Origin of the sequence: Aquisphaera insulae, from assembly GCF_011064615.1 — a bacterium.
GTDB lineage: Bacteria > Planctomycetota > Planctomycetia > Isosphaerales > Isosphaeraceae > Aquisphaera > Aquisphaera insulae.
Genome location: NZ_JAALJH010000021.1, coordinates 34532 through 54590, shown reverse-complemented (window position 1 = coordinate 54590; position 20059 = coordinate 34532). Strand labels below are relative to the sequence as shown.

The 20059-nt window shown below is 67.0% G+C and carries 9 protein-coding genes; 6 read left to right on the top strand and 3 right to left on the bottom strand.

The features are described from left to right. Positions 1-14: 14 nt before the first annotated feature. On the top strand, positions 15-3008 hold the full coding sequence (locus tag G6O54_RS13865; protein ID WP_165226238.1) for an ATP-binding protein: 2994 nt from the start codon (positions 15-17) through the stop codon (positions 3006-3008). A gap of 58 nt (positions 3009-3066) precedes the next feature. Here G6O54_RS13865 and G6O54_RS13860 read toward each other — a convergent pair whose 3' ends face one another. Further along, positions 3067-5730, bottom strand: coding sequence for a hypothetical protein (locus G6O54_RS13860; protein WP_165226237.1), 2664 nt, complete (start codon positions 5728-5730; stop codon positions 3067-3069). A gap of 327 nt (positions 5731-6057) precedes the next feature. Between G6O54_RS13860 and G6O54_RS13855 the strand changes: the two genes are divergently transcribed. Together G6O54_RS13855 and G6O54_RS13850 are read left to right on the top strand one after the other, a co-directional pair. Continuing rightward, the gene (locus G6O54_RS13855; RefSeq protein WP_165226236.1) at positions 6058-9684 is read left to right on the top strand and encodes a protease pro-enzyme activation domain-containing protein; all 3627 of its coding nucleotides are present in this window, start codon (positions 6058-6060) and stop codon (positions 9682-9684) included. Between the two features lie 162 nt (positions 9685-9846). Further along, a complete protein-coding gene (locus tag G6O54_RS13850) occupies positions 9847-11700 on the top strand; it encodes a GxGYxYP domain-containing protein (RefSeq protein WP_165226235.1) in 1854 nt (617 codons plus the stop codon). A gap of 12 nt (positions 11701-11712) precedes the next feature. On the opposite strand, the gene G6O54_RS13845 is transcribed toward G6O54_RS13850, so the two are convergent. Both G6O54_RS13845 and G6O54_RS13840 read right to left on the bottom strand, forming a co-directional pair. Next, entirely contained in the window at positions 11713-13761 is a 2049-nt protein-coding gene (locus tag G6O54_RS13845) for an alpha-galactosidase (RefSeq protein ID WP_165226234.1), read from the bottom strand. A 122-nt stretch (positions 13762-13883) separates the two neighbouring features. Then, a complete protein-coding gene (locus tag G6O54_RS13840; protein WP_165226233.1) occupies positions 13884-14450 on the bottom strand; it encodes a DinB family protein in 567 nt (188 codons plus the stop codon). A gap of 410 nt (positions 14451-14860) precedes the next feature. Between G6O54_RS13840 and G6O54_RS38825 the strand changes: the two genes are divergently transcribed. From G6O54_RS38825 to ftsH, 3 genes are all read left to right on the top strand, one after another. Then, positions 14861-15391 (top strand): site-specific integrase, encoded by a 531-nt coding sequence (locus G6O54_RS38825; RefSeq protein ID WP_369432141.1) that lies wholly within the window; start codon positions 14861-14863, stop codon positions 15389-15391. Positions 15392-16210: 819 nt separating this feature from the next. Beyond that, on the top strand, positions 16211-18154 hold the full coding sequence (locus G6O54_RS13830; protein WP_165226231.1) for an ATP-binding protein: 1944 nt from the start codon (positions 16211-16213) through the stop codon (positions 18152-18154). A 34-nt stretch (positions 18155-18188) separates the two neighbouring features. Continuing rightward, positions 18189-20054, top strand: a complete 1866-nt coding sequence (gene ftsH / locus G6O54_RS13825) for an ATP-dependent zinc metalloprotease FtsH (RefSeq protein WP_165226230.1) — start codon at positions 18189-18191, stop codon at positions 20052-20054. The last annotated feature ends 5 nt before the right edge of the window (positions 20055-20059 follow it).

Genomic DNA, 20059 nt, shown 5'->3' with positions numbered 1-20059 from the left:
TGCCCGAGGATCAGGTGAAGACTCGGGTCCAGGAGTTCGAGGAACTCGCCGCCGTCGCCGGCCGGTTCGAGCCGCAGGATCTCTTCGCCGCGGACGATGCCCCGGCCATCCGCGAGGCCGTCCTCAACCGGGCGGTCGGCAACTTCACCGTCGAGACGACGGGCGGGCGGGTGAGGTGGATCATGAGGCCGGCGGTCCGCGCCGCCGCGCTGCGGGGACTCTCCGAGGCCGGTCGCTTGAAAGCGGTGCTCCAACGGCAGCTCCCCGCGACCGACGACTACGGGACGCTGCTGCGGCTGGCCCTGAGCCGGGGGCCGAAACTGTCGTTGCGTCGGCGGTCGCCGGACGACCTTCGGTGCCTCCGGTTGATCGCCGAGGACCTGGCAGCCGCCGGCTTGCCGGCGCCGGACGCCGCCGAAATCGAGAGGACGCTGGACGCCGGTGCGTTCGTCCGGGAATTCCTGACCCTGGACGGTCCCTTCGTGGGACGCAAGCGCGAGCTGAGTACGCTCCGCGACTTCCTGACCGCGGCACCGAAATCCTCGCCGGGGTGGACCGCCATGGTCCTCAGCGGGTTGGGTGGGGCCGGCAAGTCGGCGCTCCTGGCCCGGTTCCTCCGAGGTGTCCATCGCGACCGGACGGCCAACCTCGTCGTCTTCGACTTCGACCGCCCCGGGATCGATGCCGCCGACACCGTCTGGCTTCGCACCGAAATGGCCCGGCAAATCGGCCTCCAGTATCCGGAGGTGGCGGACCAGCTCCGCGAGGCACGCCGCACGCTCCGCCGGGGCCGTGACTGGGCGGCTCAGCAGAGTAACGCGGGCCTCGAATCTCTCGGTTATGCTCAGGCGACGGACGACCTCCTTTTTCAGATCCGAGTTGCACTGAAGGACGCCGGGGTCGAGGACCGACCGGTACTCATGGTGCTCGACACTCTGGAGATACTCTCCTCCAGCGACTCCCAGAACGCGCTCCTGAGCTGGATTGACACGGTCAGCAACATCCTCGCGCCGATCCCATTGAAGGTTCTCTTCTCCGGCCGGCTGTTCGACAACTCCCTTGCCCCGTTCCTGGACCGGGCCGGCGACCCCGTCCTGCATCTCGATGTCCTACCCGTGGGGGCGTCCCGAAGACTCCTGAGCAAGTCCGGCGTGCCGGCCGGGCTGGCCGAGGCTCTAGCCCGATCCGACTGGCTGCCTCGGCGCCCGCTGGAGTTGCGGCTGCTGGCCAGGCTGGCGATCGACGGACGGGTCTCGGTGGACTCCCTGGAACGCGACCTGCGTGCGGGGAGCCGAGAGCTCTCGGCCGGGATCATCTACCGGAGGGTGCTGGCCAGACTGGGCTCCGGACTGATCGGCAGGATTGCCGCGCCGGGCCTGATTCTCCGGTTCGTGACTCCCGGCCTGATCCGCGACGTCCTCGGACCGGCCCTTGATCTCCCCTCAATGACCGAGGTCGAGGCCCGCCTCGCCCTCGACGAGCTGGCCGGCCACTCGTGGTTGGTAACTCTCGACGGCCCCGACCGCGTGCGCCACCGCCGCGATCTGCGTCGGTCCATGCTCAAGCTCATGATCGAGGATTCGGCCGGGGAGGCCCGGAAGATCAGCGACCTGGCCGTGCCGTACTTCGGGACCGGCCCGTCGGCCGTTCTCGCCGAGGCGATGTACCACCGGCTCCTCTGGATCCGCCAGCCGGAGGATGGTGCGGGTCTCGCCCTGGCGGACCTGAATCAAGCCTACTCCTCGATCGAACCCGACATCGACGACTTGCCGCCGGCCGCCGCGGCGCTAATGCGGTTCGCCTCCCTGCCGTCCGTTCCGGCGTCGGACGTCGTGCTCCTCCCCGTCGAGCATTTCCTGAGCGCTTACAAGAAGACGGGCCAGCGGCTGGTTCGCAACCGGGAACTCGGCCAGGCGATTCGATTCCTCGACCGGCGAGAAGCCCTCGACCGATCACGCCTGGGCGGCCCAACCACCTCGCCGGCGCTGGAATGGGAGCTCGAAGCACTCTTCGGCAGCGCCCAGTGGGAGCGCCTATCCGCCCTACTTCTGCGCGACGGGACCATGCCCGACCATCCGATCTCGAGCGGCCAGCTCGAGGCCGCGGCGAAGTCGTTCTACTACGACGCCGTGCTGCTCAGTCAGCCCCTCGACTCGCTCCAGAGAGTGGCCTCCCGGCTGCTTGACTACTACGTGTATCCCCTCCCGATGATCTCCCGCCCCGAAGGGGACTTTCCCGGGCTGAATCCTCTGGCGATGGGCCTCCTGCTGGTGAAGCCTGCGGTGACGTTGCATAACGTCATGAAATTCGGCGTCACTGCGTTGCTGGACCGGCACGAACGGTCCCGGAATCGGTCCAGGTCCGCCGTCTTGAACCACCGCCTTCAGCTCCTGACGCTGGCCTATGATCTGAGCGACCCTCACATCTTCCATCTCGCTCCGTCCTTGTTGCCGTTGCGGCGTGAGCTCCTCGACCGAATGGCGCACATCGAGAAGCTCAGGAGGGCCCGCGACCTGTTCGAGGACCTTCTCCAGACCGTCGAGAGTCAGGCGGAGAGGAAGCAGCTCACGACCCGCGCGGTCCTTAGTGTCGTCGATTCGCTCTACAAACATGAGGATCTGTGGCAGACGGTCAGCCTAAAGATCGGCCGAGACATTGACCCCGACCTATTGCGAGGCCCCGACCTGGACTTCCGCGACCCAGTCCGTTACTGCCTCCTCGAGGAATTCGCCGATGACGCAGGCAGGCGGGAACTGGCCGGAATTATCCAGGCGCACATCGACTTGCCCCTGGCCGACCTCGACGCGGACGTGTTCTCTGGGGCCCTGGCTCTCGACGCCGAACACACGCTCGTGGCGCCCGTCGAACTCGTGGATCGCTCCTGGCGGCTGGGCGCATTCCTCGACGCCGTCGTACGAATTCGGCCGAACTCTACCCGCCTCGGGTTGGTCCATCAGGCCCACAAGCGCTGGGGTGTAGCGGTCGAGGCGGCCCTGAACACACGGTAACCACGCCAGGGTCGCGCCTTGAAGGCCTGAGGGAGTTCCGATCTCCCGAGGACCCCACTCACTTCTTCTTCGGTTCCCCGGTATCCTCAGCGGCCGACGGCTTGACGATCGGGTCCACCGATTTCGCGGGAATCAGGGGGGGAATGGCGGGAGGGCTGCCGCCCTTGCCATCGTCCTTCGTCAACTTCTCTGCGGCTTTACCGTCGTCTTTCGCGACCTTCTCCGCGGGAGCATCGCTCCCGGGCTTCTTGCGATCGGCGCGAGCGGGTTGCATGGGGAGGAGGAGGTGATTGGAGACACCGTTGGGCGTGGCGGCCGTGATGTCGAGGAGCAACTCACGGTTTTCGTCGCTGCGGATCGGGCAGGCTTCCGGGGTGATCGTGACCTCGAGCACGTTGCGGCTGACCAGGATCGACTTGGCGGGCTTGCCGCCGGCGATGATGTGGGTGTCGTGGACGCTGAAGTTCTTGCCCTCGATCAGGATGGTCGATTCCTCGCCCTGCTCCGGGGGCCGCCCGTGCCAGGCGACGAGCATCGGCCGGAGCTGGCCCCCTTCCGAACAGAAGATCCGGGAGTCGTTGAGGTCGCCGGTGAAGGGCACGTTCACGACGAGACGCTGGGTGGGCATGAGGCTCTTGAGCTGGTTGATCCGCTCCATGGCGATCTGGAATTCCTCGGGACGATACTGCCCCTCGACCTTGGCCCGCTGGAGTGCGTTCTCCGCGACCACGAGCCTGCGTGCGAGCGTCGACGACTTCTCGAGATCGGACTTCTGGCCGTCGCTGGTCTCACTCGTCTTGAACCAGTTGGCGACCGTGACGAACTCGAGCTTGGGCACGAAGTTGGGCATGACGATGAGCGCCGTGCACTCGCGCTGGCCCGGCTCGATGCTCTGTTCCTTCCCCGAGCCATCGGGGAAATCCCCGCGGGCGAGCAGGGCGATCGAGGTGAAGAGGCCTCGCCCCCTGGCCATCGTCTGGATCCGCGGATAGAAGACCCAGCCGAACGTGTTCTCGCCGGCGCCGAAGCCGACCATGGTGGGATTCAGGCGGATGGCAGTCTCGTCCTCGGCGACCTTCTTGTCGGAGGCGAAGCCCGCCGACGCCACGCCGCCGAGCGCCCGGAGGGGGCCGACGGGTCCGGCCCCGGCGAGCTCGAAGCTGGACTGGCTACGACGGCCGAATGCGTCCGCGACGTTCTGCTGGGCGATCACGGGCTCGATCGCGTAGACCCGTAGGGGCCACTTCGCATCGACGTACTTCTCGAAGAGCCGGATGACTTCCTGCGGCGCCTGGGGGTCGAAGAAGCTGGTGTCCTTCAGGTTCACCTGCTTCATAAGGTTCGGATCCTGCTCCAGCATGTCCTTCTTGAGCCGGCGATTGACGGCCGCCGCCTGGATCCGGAGCGCGAAGCCGAGGAACTCGGTGACGGGCTTCCGCAGGGTGGGGGCGTCCTCGGGATTGGCGACGCCGCCGTCGCCGTTCGCAAGCCGCACCATCCCGTCCCTCATCACCCTCGACTGGAAGGCGGCCACCTTCGGGTAGTCTCGGTGCACGAGCAGCTCGCCGAGCTCCTCGAGCGGATCCACGGCGGCCATCCGCTGGCCCGACCGGGCCGGGCCCGCCGATTCCTCGAAGAGGTGATAGGACGACTCGAGCTCGCTCCGGAGCCACTCCGCGATCCGGGCGTCGCGATGATGGGGCTCGTCGGCGAAGTCGCGGGCCAGCAGGTGCTCCGCCTCCTGGAGCAGGAGCGCGATGTTTCGACTCCCGTAGTAGACCTCGGTGTCCGCATACGCGAGCAGCGAGAACGACCCCGCGGAGGAGAACGAGGCCCCCTTCTCCGGGTCGGCCTTGCTGGCGATCGCCTGGCTGAGGTTGTTCACCGTCTCGTTGATCACCGCGTTGCGGAGGGTGTTCCGCATGGTCTCGCGCGTCATCAGGGACTTGGCGGAGACGGTGATGATCGCTCCCCGGCCGCGTCGACTCTTCGGTCCGGGTGAGAGCGTGACCGGGATCCGGACCAGGTACAGCCCATACCCCGGCCGGTCGGTGAGGTCGTCACCCGCATTGATCCGGCGCAACTGGTTGAGGTGATTCAGGTAGTTGGAATGCTCGTCGAGGACCACCGTCGGCTCGAGCGAGACCGGGAGCTTGTCGCCGGACAGGTTCGGCATCGTCGGGGCCTCGGCGGAGATCGACGCCGTGGTGGCCGTCGCCGCGGCCGTCTGGGTGGTCGAGCCGCCAGCGGCGGTCTTGGTGCCGGGCTGAAACGCCCCGGCCACCGAGAGCCTCCGCGCCTCGGACTCTCCCCGGCGCAACTGTGCGTTCATGTCCCCCTTGAAGCTGGACTTGACCCATTCCGACATCTGGGTCTCGTACTCGAACCGGAACTTGGACAGCCGATCCTGGCCCCAGACGTCCGGCGACTTCACGCCGATCGTCCCGTTCGAGGTCATCATCCGGTCGAGCTCATCGATCATCTGCTCGACGTCCGGCAACGCGACGCGGGGGAGGCGATCCTGGGCCGTGGCGGACGGCTGGGACGCGGCAGGCCCTGCCTGCGGCGAGGCCGCGGGGAGCTCGGCCGGGCGTTCCCGCGACGGCCAGCGGAACGACGTCTCCCGGATCCCCGCGCATCCCGCCTGCCCGAACAACAGACCGACCAGCGACACGGTGATCCCGAGCCTTCGTCCTCGAATCCGTCGCACATCACCGATCATGCGGGGTGGCCTCGGAACAGGATCAGCCGGCCGGGGATACCTATCCCTGGCCATACGGACTGGTCATACCATTTCCTCCCGAAATTCCGAGGCGAACTCGCCGTTTTGTAAATTTTTCCTGAAGTCCGACGGGTTTGATCCGACGGTTCGCGGCGAGGAGACCTCCTAGCGATCGAGCGTGTTCTAGGCTGCTGACATGGCCCGACGCTCATCCCCGGAGGAGGAATCTCGATGAAGTCTCTCAGGCCCAGCCTCAACCCACTTCGGAACAGAGCGACTCGTCGAAGGTTCCGTCTGGCCCTGGACGAGCTGGAGATACGGCTTTGCATGTCTGCATCGGCGGGCCTGACGGGGAGCTCCGGCGTCGATGCCCTGGCGATCGGGGACGTGAACGGCGACCGGGTCGCGGACTTGGCCGTCGCCTCGCGGGTGGGCTCGAAATCTCTCGTCACGATCTACAGCGGGTGGGGCCAGGCCGCGAAGACGTCGACGGGCTTCGCCCCGAAGATCCTCGCCACCATCGAGAACCCTCTCTATTCGCCGGGCGGCACCAGCGGGAACAATCCGCTGGCCCGGTCGAGCGGGGACCTGCGGATCGCGATGGCGGACCTGAACGGCGACGGCGTCTCGGAGCTGGCCGTCGCGTCCGCCCGGACCGGGAAGGTGGCCGTCTACTCCTTCCGGGTGGACGGATCGTCGCCCGTGAACGCGAGCGTCACGGCCACGTGCATCGTCGCGCCGGCGTTCCTGCCCGGTTTTCGAGGGGCGACCGGGCTGAGCATCGCGGCCGGGAATCTCGATGCGGACGGTCGCGATGAGCTGGTCGTCGCGGCCGCTGGCACGGCGGGCGGATGGCGGCCGCTGGCCGCGTTCTCGCTCGGCGGCTCGGGCTGGACCCTTGACCAGACTTTCGCCTCGCCCCCCGTCGCCAGACGGGCCGGCGTGAGCCTCGCCGTCGGTGACGTGACGGGCGACGGCCGGGACGACCTCGCGGTCGCCTCGCAGGCCAACGGACAGGTGTCGGTCTATGACACCTCGGTCGCCCAGTGGCTCCGGCCGACACAGCCGCTGAAGGCCCGCGCGGGGACGGCCCGGCTGACGATCGTGGAATCGACGAACGCGCCGGGGGCCATTGTGGAGACGGGCCGCGTGGGCCGCAACCAATCTCGTGCCGCCATCCAGAGCTGGGGGGACCCGCACGAGAGAGTCTTCCAGCCGGCCGCGACGATCGGGGGCGGGGATCTCGTCCCGCTCGGTGCGGGCTACGTGTACCAGAGGAGCACCCTGAAAGGGCTGGACACCCCGTTCCCCTACAGCAACGGACCGGTCACCCCGACGATCCTCTTCGCCTCGACCGGTTCTGCGGCCTCCTTCATCGTGCAGGGCCTGGGCGCGGACCTCCTGCCCAGCAAGGCCGATACCTACGTCGAACCGCTGTCGGACGGATCGGCGGCGTTCACACCCCTTCAGTCCAACAAGGATGCGGCGTCGGGAGGCGGGGCCGCGGCCGGGGTCAACCTCATCGACTACCCCTCGATCAGCTATACCTCGCCGTATCGCATCGACCTCAGCGGGGCACCGGCGGGCTTCGATGCCGGCCTCTGGAATCGGACCATCGTCGCGCCGGACACGAGCGGATGGGGACCGGCCCGGTCGACGAACGATCCGCCGACCGTACCCGCGGGGGCGTCCAATGACTGGCTCCGCCAGCGCGTGATCGCCGCGTACATGAGCGTGCTCGGCGTCGACTATCAGCATCATCACGATCCCACCTGGATACCCCAGCAGGGCTCGACCTGGAATGCGACCTCGACGGTGAGCGAGCAGAGCCAGGGGGTGGACTGCACCAACTTCACCGCCTGGGCCTACGCGGACGCCCTGGGCGTTTCCATCAACAGCGACACGGGTCAGCAGGCCGCCATCAGCGCGTCCAACCCCAACGGGACCGTCATCCCCGCGACGCTCGCGGATCGGGTCGCGATCCAGACCATCCAACACTGGTCGAGCTACGCCGACCTGGTCTCCCAGCTCCTCCCGGGCGACATCCTGATCATCGACGGCGATGACTCCCACCCGGAACAGGCGACCCACGCCATCACCTGGCTGGGGGCCTACGGCAAGGATACCAACGGCGTCGACCAGAACCTGATCATCGACTCGACCGGGATCACACCCAGCCATGTGGACTCGAACGGGCATGTGGTGCCCGAAGGGGTGCAGATCCGACCATTCGGGGCTCCGGGGTCGCTCAATGACTGGTACTACACCCACCTGGGCCATGTTCTCCGGCTCATCAAGGCGGATGCGACCGCCACGAAGCCCATCGCCGGCAGCGCCTTGCCGACTGTCCACGATTCGGACAACCTCCAACGGCTCCGCGCCGAGGACACGGCGGACGCGCTAATCGTCGTCCGGCCCCGGCCCGATTCGGCGAGCCTTCCGTCGCTCGAATCGCTGGCCTACCAGTCGCTCGCGGATCGCGACTTCCTCAGTCGTGCCGCGTTCGCGACGAAGTACGGGGCCGATCCCTCGGACGTGGCCGCGGTGACGCACTGGGTCCAAGGGCAGGGGCTCCAGGTCGATTCGGTGGACCTGGCGACGAGGCTGATTCGGGTCTCCGGCATGGTCAGCAACCTGGAGAACGCCTTCGGCACGACCCTCTACAAGGGGGGAGACTCCGTCAACGGCCCCTGGGTCTACAAGGGAGAAATCGGCGTCCCGATCGCACTCCACGACACGATCCAGGGGGTCTTCAGCGTGCGGACCGCGGGGCTCACGTCGTCGGCACCGGGTGGCCCCGGCTCGGGAGATGATATCGAGGGGAGCGAACACGGATACACGCCGTCGGAGCTCGAGGCCCGGTACGCGTATCCGGAGGCGACCGGCGCGGGGCAGACGATCGGGATCATCGAGGTTGCCGGCGTGGTCGACGACGCGGCGAGGAGCGACTTCGCGACCTTCTTCACCTCCCAGGGGATCACCGCGCCGACGATCCTCACCGTCGGTCAGGGGACGCCGGCCGGTGACAACGAGCTCTATCTTGACGTCGAGACCGTCGGGGCCCTGGCGCCGGGTGCCACTCTGGTCGTGTATGCCGCGGGGGGCGGCTCGGGGGACTTCTTCCAGTCGATCCAGAACGCGGTGCACGACGACGACCACCAGCTCGACGTGCTTTCGATCAGCGACTCGATCCCGGAAGCCTACCTTTCATCGATGTACCTGGACGTCGCGTCTCGGGCCTTCCTCGAGGCGGCCGTGATGGGCGTGTCGGTCTTCACGTCGGCCGGCGACTACGGATCCTCGCGGGGCATCGCCGACGGCCTGGCTCACCTCGAGTTTCCGTCGGTCAGCCCCTGGGTCACCTCCGTGGGAGGGACGTCGATCGACCGCGGGGCGCCGATCGACGACGAGGCCGTCTGGAACACGTACACGATCGAGAATGGCTATCTGATCGGCGACAAGGGATCGACGGGGGGCGGGGTGAGCGCGCACTTCGGGGTGCCCGACTATCAGAAGCATGTCGACCAGGGCCACGACCCCAGGTCCGCGAACCCCGGCCACGCGACCGGGCGTGCCGATCCGGACGTGGCCTCGATCGCCGACCCGCACACCGGCCTCCTGATCTATGCCCGCGGCCGCTTCCTCTACGACGGCGGCACGAGCGCGGGGGCCCCCGCCTGGGCCGGCCTCGCCGCCCGGATCAACCAGCTCCTGGGCCGCAACGTCGGCTTCTACAACACCCTCCTGTATGGCGACCTGCGGGGCACCGGCTCCACCCATGACGTCACCGCCGGCAACAACGTCTCCAGCCACATCGACCTGGAAGGTCACCAGATCCCGACCTATCTCGGCTACGACGCGAGGGTGGGCTGGGACATGACCACGGGCTGGGGGAGCCCGGTCGGGACGAAGCTCCTGGATTCGTTGAAGGCACTTGCGAAGAGGAAGCCCTGAGGCGACGCCCTCGCGATCCCGGAACATCGCCTCACACCATTGCATCATCGCGTCTCCATGTTTGATCCCCCGTGGCACGGGCGGGCGGGACGTGTTAGGGTCGACCCATGGAGTCGATGACGACACCCAGACCGGAACGATATCGACGAAGTGAGTCTTCCCATGAGGCGAGCCCCCCTCCTCCTGCTGACCGGCTTCCTCCTTCTCGTGCAACTCTCGCCGCCGGCCGGGACGGCGCCGCCCCCTCGTGTGATCGAGGTCTTCGACGCCACGCCCCTGCTGAAATTCGACGCCCAGAAGCTCGAGGAGCGGCGCGCCTTCTGGGACCAGTTGCACGCCCTGAGCGCGCTTCAAGGACTCGTGAATCGCGACGCTCCCCGGCTCTATGTCTTCCTCGTGGGCCAGGGAGGCCGGATCGATCATTACTGGCTGGACCTGCTGAGGAAGCGGGGCCAGTGGCTTCACGAGTCCGCGGTGCGCGAGCGGCACGATCTCATCGAGCTGGTCAAACGGCATCGGGACGTGATCAAGGGGGTCGTGGTCTGGGATGAGCGCGTGCCGGCGACGGCGCTGGTCGCGTCCACGGTCGCGGGCGTCGAGGATCTGCTCCCCGTCCGGTTCGATCCCAGCCCCGGATCACTCTATGATCGCCTGGTGCAACAGTCCTCCGGTCCGCGGCTCCCCGTCAAGCTCAGGCTGCTCAAGGACGACGGCTCGCCCATGTTCACCGGCGAGCGGACCGGCAGCGCCAAGTGCGACGCGACGCTCTGGGCCGTCGACCGCTATCTCAAGACGGGCCGTTGCGATCCCACGCTGCTTGCCTATTATCCCGACGCCTGGTGGCTCGAAGGCAAGGCGAAGGCCGCGCCCGTGAACACGCTCCTGTCGAACCACGATTACTACATCGCCCGGCGCGGGTTCTTCTTCGACCTGGGCCCGTGGGATGACGAGGCCCCCAACGACGATCCCCGGCAGAAGCCGGGCACGGACGCCGGGACCCTGCGCGCGATGCTTGGGGCGGCCCACGCGGCCGCGAAGGGCAGGCCGATTCATGTCGGCGGATTCACGCCCTGGGATCAGAAATATACGAATTTCACCGGAGGGAAGCATGAAGGCGTCCCGACCGAGTGGCGATATGCGGATATCCTCTCCTGCTTCGGTGCTTTCATGGACGCCGATGCCCCCGGCCTGCACGCGATGGCCAATGCCTCGGTCTTCAGCCACGCCCCGCTCGCCGATCGGTATCCCCAGCGCAACCTCCCGACCGAGGCGACCCTGCGGGGGCGGGGCTACCTCGAGGCGGACGGCAAGGTCGTGGCGCACCAATACGCCGCATTCTACGTCGGAGACTACGACGCGGCCGCGTGGCTCTATCAGAGGATGCCCGAGATCTGGGACGACCCGGCGCGCGGAGAGATCCCGCTGGGCTGGGCGTTCAACCCCTCGCTCGCCAGGCGGTTCCCCGTCGGCCTGATCCACGCCCGCGCGACGGCGACCCCGAACGATTTCTTCATCGCGGGGGACTCGGGATATGGCTACCTGAATCCGGGCCATCTCGTGCCGCCCCGCAGGTGGAGCAACCTGCCCTCCGACCTGGCGGCCTGGGAGCGACTCTGTGCCGAGGGCTATCGCCGGTGGGACCTGCGGATCACCGGCTTCGTGATCGACGGCGATGGCCCGGCGATGTCGTCCGAGGTCCGGTCGGCCTATGCTCGATTCTCGAAGTCCGGGGTGGTCGGGCAGAAACTGCCGCCGAAATCCCTGGCGGACGGCGTCCCTTTCCTGCGGATGGGCCCGGACCTGGCCAACCCGGTCGAGGGCGTTCGACAGGTGGCCGACTCGTTCCCCACCGATCAGCCCGGACCCCAGTTCGGCATCTTCCGGACGATCCTCTGGTCGCCGACCTCTCACAAGCAACTCATCGATGCCGTCAGGAAAGTACGGCCCGACATCGTCTTCGTCGACCCCTATACGCTCTTCGAGCTGCTACGTCGGGACCTGGCCACAAAGCGGTGAAACCCCGCTCGCTCACCGCGGACCCTTGCGGTAGCGCAGGACCACGGCTCCCGGTTTCGTCGAGATCCGGACACTCAGGCCGCTCTCCATGAGGTCGCGGCCGAGATGCGTCGCCGAGGTCGGATCGTCGAGGTTCGTGAACACATACCGCGCCCCGGGGTCGAGTCCGAGCAGTCGATAGCGCTTCGCGTCCAGATCCGACTTCGGCCGGCGGAATGCCTGGACCAGCCCCTCGCCCAGGTCGGGCCTGTCGAACTGCCAGGCGATCCAGTCGTCGTCCTTGATGCTCCACCTACTGAGGGGATAGAAGTCGCCCGAGTAAATCGGGCGGAGCGATCGGGACTCGTCCACCGTCCGAGCGATGGACTTCCAGGTCTCCGGATCCTCCGAACCGTAGTCGGCCGCCAGCGTGTAATGGCTTCCCAGGCCGCTTCGGGTGCTGTAGACGTCCAGGCTGGCGGCGCCGACGCCGGTGATCGGGATCCACCGGGCCAGGCCGTGCATCTGGCACTGCAGGCCGACGGGATCCCAGACGTAATCGCTCCGGAAGAGCACCAGCGAACGGCGGAGCATCTCGAGATCGATCCGCCGGCCGCCGCTGGCGCAATTGTCGAGGAGGAGGCCGGGATGCTCCGCTCGGAGCGCGTCGAACAACGAATAGAGCCCCATGACGTGGCGGACCTCCCGGATCCCCCGGCGGTCGGCCGGTTCGCCAGCCTGCCAGTAATGGAGCGGATACATGTTGAAATCCATGCGAAAGCACGAAATGTCCGCCGCCGCGATGTCGCCGGAGAGCTTCTGTTTCAGCCATTCCAGGGCCGCGGGATTTCCCAGGTCCAGCAGGTGGAATCCGTCGTTTCGCTCGTAGCGAATCTCCTCGGGGAGTCCCTCGGGCGGGGCAATCAGCCAGTCCGGGTGATGGGTGGCCAGCCAGGTGCCGGGCATCACGCGCTCGGGCTCGAACCAGAGCAGGAACTTCATCCCCGCGGCCTTTGCCTCGTCGGCGACGGGCCGCAGGCCGCGTGGGAAGCGGGTTGGGTCGGGGTCGACGTTGCCGACATACCGGGCCCAGTTGTCGCCGCAGGTGTACCAGCCGGCGTCGATCCAGAAGAAGTCGAACGGGATCCGGTGGGCCGCGATCTTGCGGATGTGGTCACGCAGGTTCGCCTCGGTCGTCTTCTCGAAGCCGATCGCCGCGTGCGGCGAGGCGCAGATCGGGGGGGCGACGACCCGGCCGTCGACTCGCGGCGTGTCGCATTCCAGGATCATCCGCCGGTGCAGGTTCTGTCCCCGGAGCCGGTCCGGCCCGTCCCAGAACAGGAGCCGGATCGACGGTGTGCGGATCTCCTCGCCCGGCAGCAAGCTCGCGTGGAACGACTCCATCCCGGCCCGGATTCGAACTCCCTCGGTGTCCTTCCGATCGAAGCTCGCCCTCCACTGGCCGGTCCAGCCGACGTCGATCATCATGCCGCCGCCTGCGGGGTTCGCGAGGTTGAAGAACGGCAGGATCCCATCCGAGGACCGGCCGCCGAACGACGCGAGGTTGATCTCCTCGCCCCGGGCGATGCTCCGCTCCAGGGGCTCGAAATCCGTGATCAGCGCGTGGCTGCCGCGAGCGTAATGGAGCGTTGGATTTCCGCCGGCCGCGGCTCCGGCCACGAGATCGAGTGCGCGGACCTCTTCGATGATCGGTGTCGGGATCGCCCCGCCGTTCCTGATCCAGAGCACCCAATCGACGGCCGGCCACTCGCGCCGGATCGTCGCGACGCATCGAATCGCGGTCGACGAGGCGGGATCGGTGAAGGTGATGGTCCGTTCCGTCCGCCCCGGCGCGAACTCATGGTCGGAGGCCGCGACCGTCCAGCCCGCAAGGACGTCCCGAGAGTTCCGCCCGCCGAACCGGAAGGAGAACGGGAGTCGCCTCGCGTTGGAGGTGAGCCATTCGTCAGTCCAGCGCCTTGCACGCTCCTTCTCGGCCGCGGTGGGCTCCGCGGCGGGCGCCGTCACGGCCAGTCCGATCAGGGCGAACGCAAGGACCAAGGAGGCTTTTCGGGAGACCATGCCAATGCTCCTTCGCCATCGAATCGGGGCAGCTCCGCCCGATGCGTCTCGATCGCCTCTTCCACCCTCAGAATCCCGGACATTTCAGAGGCGGCTTGCCGGAACCACTTGTTTGTCAACACTCAAGTGTGCGCTCTACCTGCCAGGTACTCGGCTTCGACGGCGGACATCTGCTGCAAGTGCCGCCGCGCGTGCTGGGCCAGAAAGTAGAGCCACTGGTACATGTCTATTTTGCCGAGGTCATTGACCGTCATGGTGACGCGGCACATCGCTCCGACCCCGCCGCCCCGCCGCTCCAGCAGGATGAGGCATTCGTCGAGTTGCCGATTCAAGGTGGCGCGGACCTCGCCGGATGACGGCACGCCGGTCGGCTCCATGTGTTCGGGGCGGGGCCAGCCGAAGCTGCCGCGCTCGCCGATAACTTCCAGCCGTTCCAGGTCGCTCTCGGGGGCGGGAATCGGGTCGCCGCGCAGGGCACGTCGCTCGGCGATGGCGGCGTACTTGCGGAGCGTGAGCATGAGAAAGCGATTTGTCAGCGTGACGTGCTCCAGCACTTGATCGACCGACCAGCCTCCGGAGGAGGGCCGGAAAGCCCGCATCGCCTCGTCGCGGTCGAACCATGCGTCGACCTCGGCGAAGACGCGGCAGAGGGTGTCGCGCACGGCGAGGGAAGTTCGCTCGTAGGACATCGCAGCGACTCCGTCTCCGCCGCCTAACGACATCACTCAGGGGACCGGACCGCCGAGGGAAAGTCACGATTGACGAGCAAGCGCCTCGGCGGGCCGGGGCCGCGGAAGCGCGAGGTTCGGCCGGCCTCACGCCGACACCCTTCGTCATGACAAGAGTCGCCCACGAACGGCGAATGACCCGAGGAGACCCGCTAAGGCCGCCCACAAGAGGACCATGAACCACGCCTCCGGCAGCGTGAAGAGACAGACCACCAGGGAGCCGAGCGAAGTCCACGCACAAACGACGGCTAATATAAGGGCGATGAGGCGAAAGGCTGCCGGTGCACACCGTCGAGGCTCGCGGTCATTAAACAAGGCTCGCCTCCTCGACCTCCGAACAGTGGTTCGACGGAATCCCAATTCCACGTAACATGGCCGCCGATTCTGCACAAGTCGGGCGGGCGAGTTGTTCGGAACGGGATTCCAGCGTCTCGACACGCCTTCTGGCTCTTTGTACAAGTCAAGTCAAACTTGTCGACTTCAATATGACGTGCTCCGTGGCACGGGACAAGGTGGCACGTCCCGATCCCACCACAACGTCAAGGATCGGCTCCCACATCGATGCAGCACCGCCGAATCCCCCGAACCTCCTCGATCAGGTGAGGAATCGAATGCGGAACCGCCACGACCCCATCCGCACCGAGGAGGTGTATCTCGGCTGGATCCACTGCTTCTTCCTCTTTCATGGCAAGCGGCATCCCCGAGAAATGGGGTCCGGCGAGGTGGCGGCCTTCCTCACACACCTGGCCGTTTACGAGCACGTGGCGGCGAGCACCCAGAACCAGGCCCTGGCCGCGCTCCTCATTTGCCTATCAGGCCATCCTCGAGATCGACGTGCCCCGCATCGATTCGGTTCGCGTGATCCGACCCGGACGGCTCACCATCGACATCTCCGTGGATGAAGTTCTCGCCGTCTTCTGGAGAATTGACGAACCCTGGAGGCTGAGGACTAAACGCCGAAACGGTCCATCTCGTCTGACCCGAGAGGGAGCGTTCGAGGTGAGGTGTTCGTCGGCGTCGGTGCCTCGGCCTGATCGATTTTTCTGATTCTAGCGATCCTGTGGCTTGCGTCCGGCCCATGATGAAAAGCAGGCTCTGAAGTCCGATCGAAAAACGCGAAATATGGCGCACTCTCCTTATAGAGGCTTCGTACGCGCCGATCGGACGAGCCGACGATCAGGCCGAAGGAGATTCGCTGCGTGAGCTGCGGTTGGGAAGATCGATCGGGCGCGTTGAGTCCGCCGCCAGTTGTCGAGGCGCGGCAGGTTCGTTCCACGGTCTGGCGGGGATCGAGGAAGCCGGCGACTATCCCGTCTGGCGTACGAGGACGCTGCTGCGAACGGCCACAGACCTCGGAAGCCTCCCAAATGGCGGCTGGGGCGAGGTTTCCGGATCCCGCGCGGGGGTGCGAAGCCAATTCGAAACCGCGTTGGGAGCCTTGCGACAGAAGGACTTGCAGTAATTCCTTCGAAGCAGGCCGCATGACGAGCAAAGCCAGGGCGGGGACCGGGATAGCTCGAGCCGAATGATCGCCTGGACACATCGACGGTTTGCCGGCCGCTCGGTCTGGCCGGATCGCCCGGCTTCGAGTAGGTTGGATGGTCCTCTCACTGTGATCGTGGGACCGGGCGACAAGGGGCAAGGGATTGCTGCCCGCTCGACGACGGCACTTCCAGCGGCCGTCGCGGGGGGCCTGGCCGCCAGGATGAGGGATCCTTTCCGTGTCCTACCGAAGCTTCAAGCACCTGCTCGGTGAGACCAGCCTGGAGCGGAAGTGCCGCTTCATCTTCGGACTGGGGATCTTCCTGCTGGTCGTCATCAGCTTCTTCATCTATGGCGTCAAGAACGAGACGCTCGTCAAGAAGCAGATGACCCAGACGGCCCGGATGCTCGTCAAGCAGACGCTGATGAACATCCATTACAAGAAGCTCGGCAACGAGAATTACGAGGACATCTTCGATCTCCTCTGGGGCGACTTGCGTCCCCTGGACGAGTTCCCGAACTACGATACCTGGGTCGTTTACCCGTACGGGGCCACGGACCCTTCGAAGAAGCAGCCGCAGGATGACTTCGAGCGCGCGACGATGACGCGCTTCCTCCACGCGGCCTCGGTGGAGGAGCCGGCGGACAAGACGGGGAAGCCCCGCGACAAGCTCTACTTCGCCGACGGGACGCCGATGTGGGCCGACCAGACGCTCAAGACCGAGAAGAAATACGAGTACGTCCAGGCGGTCACATTCAAGTCGAGCTGCCTGATGGACTGCCACAGCCGCGACGCGGCCGACCTGGGCGGATTCACCAACCGGGACGCCGCAAGCTCCGGCGGCCTGGCGGAGAATCTGGAGCACCTGGACAACCACCTCTGGCGACCCCCCGCCCAGGAGGGGGGCCACTGGGTGCTGGCGAAGGCCGGCGACCTGGCCGGCGCGGTGGTCGTGAAACTGCCGACCGAGCAGACCGACAAGGCGATCAACAACAACCGGGCGATGCTGATCGCCGCGGCCATCGTGACGGCCCTGCTGGCCATGGGGTCCTCCGCCATGATCGTCCGCTACGTCATCGTCAAGCCGGTGAAGCACCTGCGGGACGTGTCGGACGCGATCGCCGCCGGCCGCCTCAATATCCGCAGCCAGATCCAGACCGGCGACGAGTTCGAGGACCTCTCGCACGCGTTCAACCGGATGCTCCACAACCTGGTCGCCATGCAGCAGGAGCTCCGCGACGTCAACAGCGACCTCGACCGCAAGGTGGACGAACTGGCCCAGGCGAACATGGCCCTCTACGAGATGAACCGCCTCAAGAGCGACTTCCTGGCGACGATGAGCCACGAGCTGCGGACGCCCCTGAACTCGATCATCGGTTTCTCCGAGGTCCTCTCCGGCAGCGACACGCTGGGCGAGCGGCAGAAGCGTTATGCCAACAACATCCAGACCTCGGGGAAGATGCTCCTGGGGATGATCAACGACATCCTCGACCTGGCCAAGATCGAGAGCGGCAAGATGGAGGTCCGGATCGACGACTTCTCGATCCGCGACGTGAGCGAGGCGCTCGTCAACCTGATGCGGCCGCTGGCCGACCGCAAGGACCTGACGCTGGAATGCCGCCTCGACGAGGCGATCCCCCTGATGCGGCAGGATCCGGGCAAGGTCCGGCAGATCCTCTACAACCTCCTGTCCAACGCCATCAAGTTCACGCCCGAAGGGGGCAAGGTCACGCTCCGAGCTCGCGGCGAGGGACGCTTCGTCATCCTCGAGGTGGAGGACACCGGGATCGGGATCGCCGAGTCGGATCGGGAGACGATCTTCGAGAAGTTCCGGCAGGCGAAGGTGCCCGGCCGGGAGGACAACATCCTCACCCGCGAGCACCAGGGGACCGGCCTTGGGCTCTCGATCGTCCGCGAGCTGACGCGGCTCCTCGGCGGCGAGATCTATCTCCGGAGCCAGTTGGGGCAGGGGAGCACGTTCGTCGTCCGGCTCCCGCTCCAACTCGCGGGCAACCGCAAGTTCGAGGTGACGCTCGCCGACGAGGCGATCGACCTCAGCAAGGCCCGGAGGATCGAGCCCCGCGCCGTCACCCCGCATGGACCGCTGGCAAGGCCCGCGGCCCCGAACGCCGCCGACGCGGATTCGGGCCGGCCGCGCGCGAGGAACCCTGCACCGTCCTGAGCCGTTCAGACCCTGATTACCGGTTGAGCACCCGATGATGAAGCGCCCTCGATCGACGCGGGATCGACGCCAGAAGGTTGCCCTCTGGCTCGTCGCCTGCATCTTCCTCGCCGGCCCGGCGGCCGTGGCGTTGTCCCGCGGGAGCGGGACCGCCCGACCCCTCAGCTACGGACAGTTTCGCAAGCAGCTCGAGCGCGGAGAGGTCGCCTCGGCGATCGTCGGCGTCGCGACCATCGAAGGGACGCTTCGTGAACGGGACAGCTCGGGGGCCCCGGTCGCCTTCCGGGTCTCTCGGGTCGGTATGGAGCACGATCAGGACCTGATCCGGCTCCTCGATGACCACCTGCCGGATGGTTCCTACTCCGCCGAGGAGCCGCCGTCGCCCATCCAGGCCCTGGTCTTTCCTGGCGCGATGTTCCTGCTGATGATCGCGGCGCTCTCCCTGGTGATCTCCCGGTCCGGAGGCTTCGGCTCGGCGATGGCCTTCGTCAAGTCGCGGCCGAAGTTGTACGCGGCCGGCGAGGCACCGGTCACGTTCGAGGACGTCGCGGGTCACGACGAGGTCGTGACCGAGCTGCGAGAGATCGTCGAATTCCTCCGGACTCCGGGCGAGTTCGGGCTCCTGGGGGGACGTCCGCCCAAGGGCGTCCTCCTGGTGGGCGCCCCGGGGACCGGCAAGACGCTGCTCGCCCGGGCCGTCGCCGGGGAGGCGGGCGTCCCCTTCTTCTCGCTCTGCGGGTCGGACTTCGTCGAGCTCTTCGTCGGGGTGGGGGCGTCGCGGGTCCGGAACCTGTTCGCCAGGGCCCAGGCCAAGGCCCCCAGCCTGATCTTCATCGACGAGCTGGACGCGATCGGCAAGGCCAGGGGCTCCGGCGGGCCGGGGGGGCACGACGAACGCGACCAGACCCTCAATCAGCTCCTCGTCGAGCTCGACGGGTTCGACGCCGATCGCGGCATCATCCTGCTGGCCGCCACCAACCGGCCGGAGACCCTGGACCCGGCCCTCGTCAGGCCGGGCCGGTTCGACCGCCAGGTCGTGGTCGATCGCCCCGACCTCATCGGCCGGGCCCAGATTCTCAAGGTCCACGCGAGGTCCGTGCCGCTCGACGAGTCGATCAACCTCCAGATGGTGGCCGCCATGACGCCGGGGTTCGTCGGCGCCGATCTCGCCAATCTCGTCAACGAGGCGGCGCTCCTGGCCGCCCGCCGCGGCAAGACTTCGGTCGGGCTCTCCGAGTTCGAGGAGGGTATCGAGCGCCTCATCGCCGGTCCGGAGAGGCGCCAGCGATTGATCCGGCTCGCGGAGAAGCGGCGGATCGCCGTCCACGAGGCGGGACACGCGCTGGTTGCCCGCTGCCTGCCCGAGACCGATCCGGTCCACAAGGTCACGATCATCGGCCGCGGCAATGGTGCCCTCGGCTACACGCTCTACCGGCCGGAGGAGGATCGACTGCTCCACACCCGGACGTCGCTCGATCACGCCATCAGCAGCCTGCTGGGGGGGACGCTCGCGGAGGAGATCGTCCTCGGCGAGGTCTCCGACGGCTGCACGAGCGACCTCCAGCGGGCCACCCAGATCGCCCGCAGGATGGTCATGGAGTTCGGCATGAGCCCGTTGCTGGGCCGTCTCAACTACGGCCGCGAGGCCACGAGCTCCGGCCCCGGAGACTCCCCCTGGAGCGAACAGACCGCTCGCGAGATCGACCTGGAGATTCGTCGGATCATGGACGAGGCGGAGGCCAGGGCCAGGGCCATCCTGGAGACTCGCCGCGCGACCCTCGAGCGGATCTCGGCCGAGTTGATCGAGCGGGAGACCCTGGACGGCGGCGCACTCGAACGGATCCTGGCCGAGTCTCATCCGGCCCCGGGCGCGGTCCCGGCCTCCGCCTCGATCGCCTGATCGAC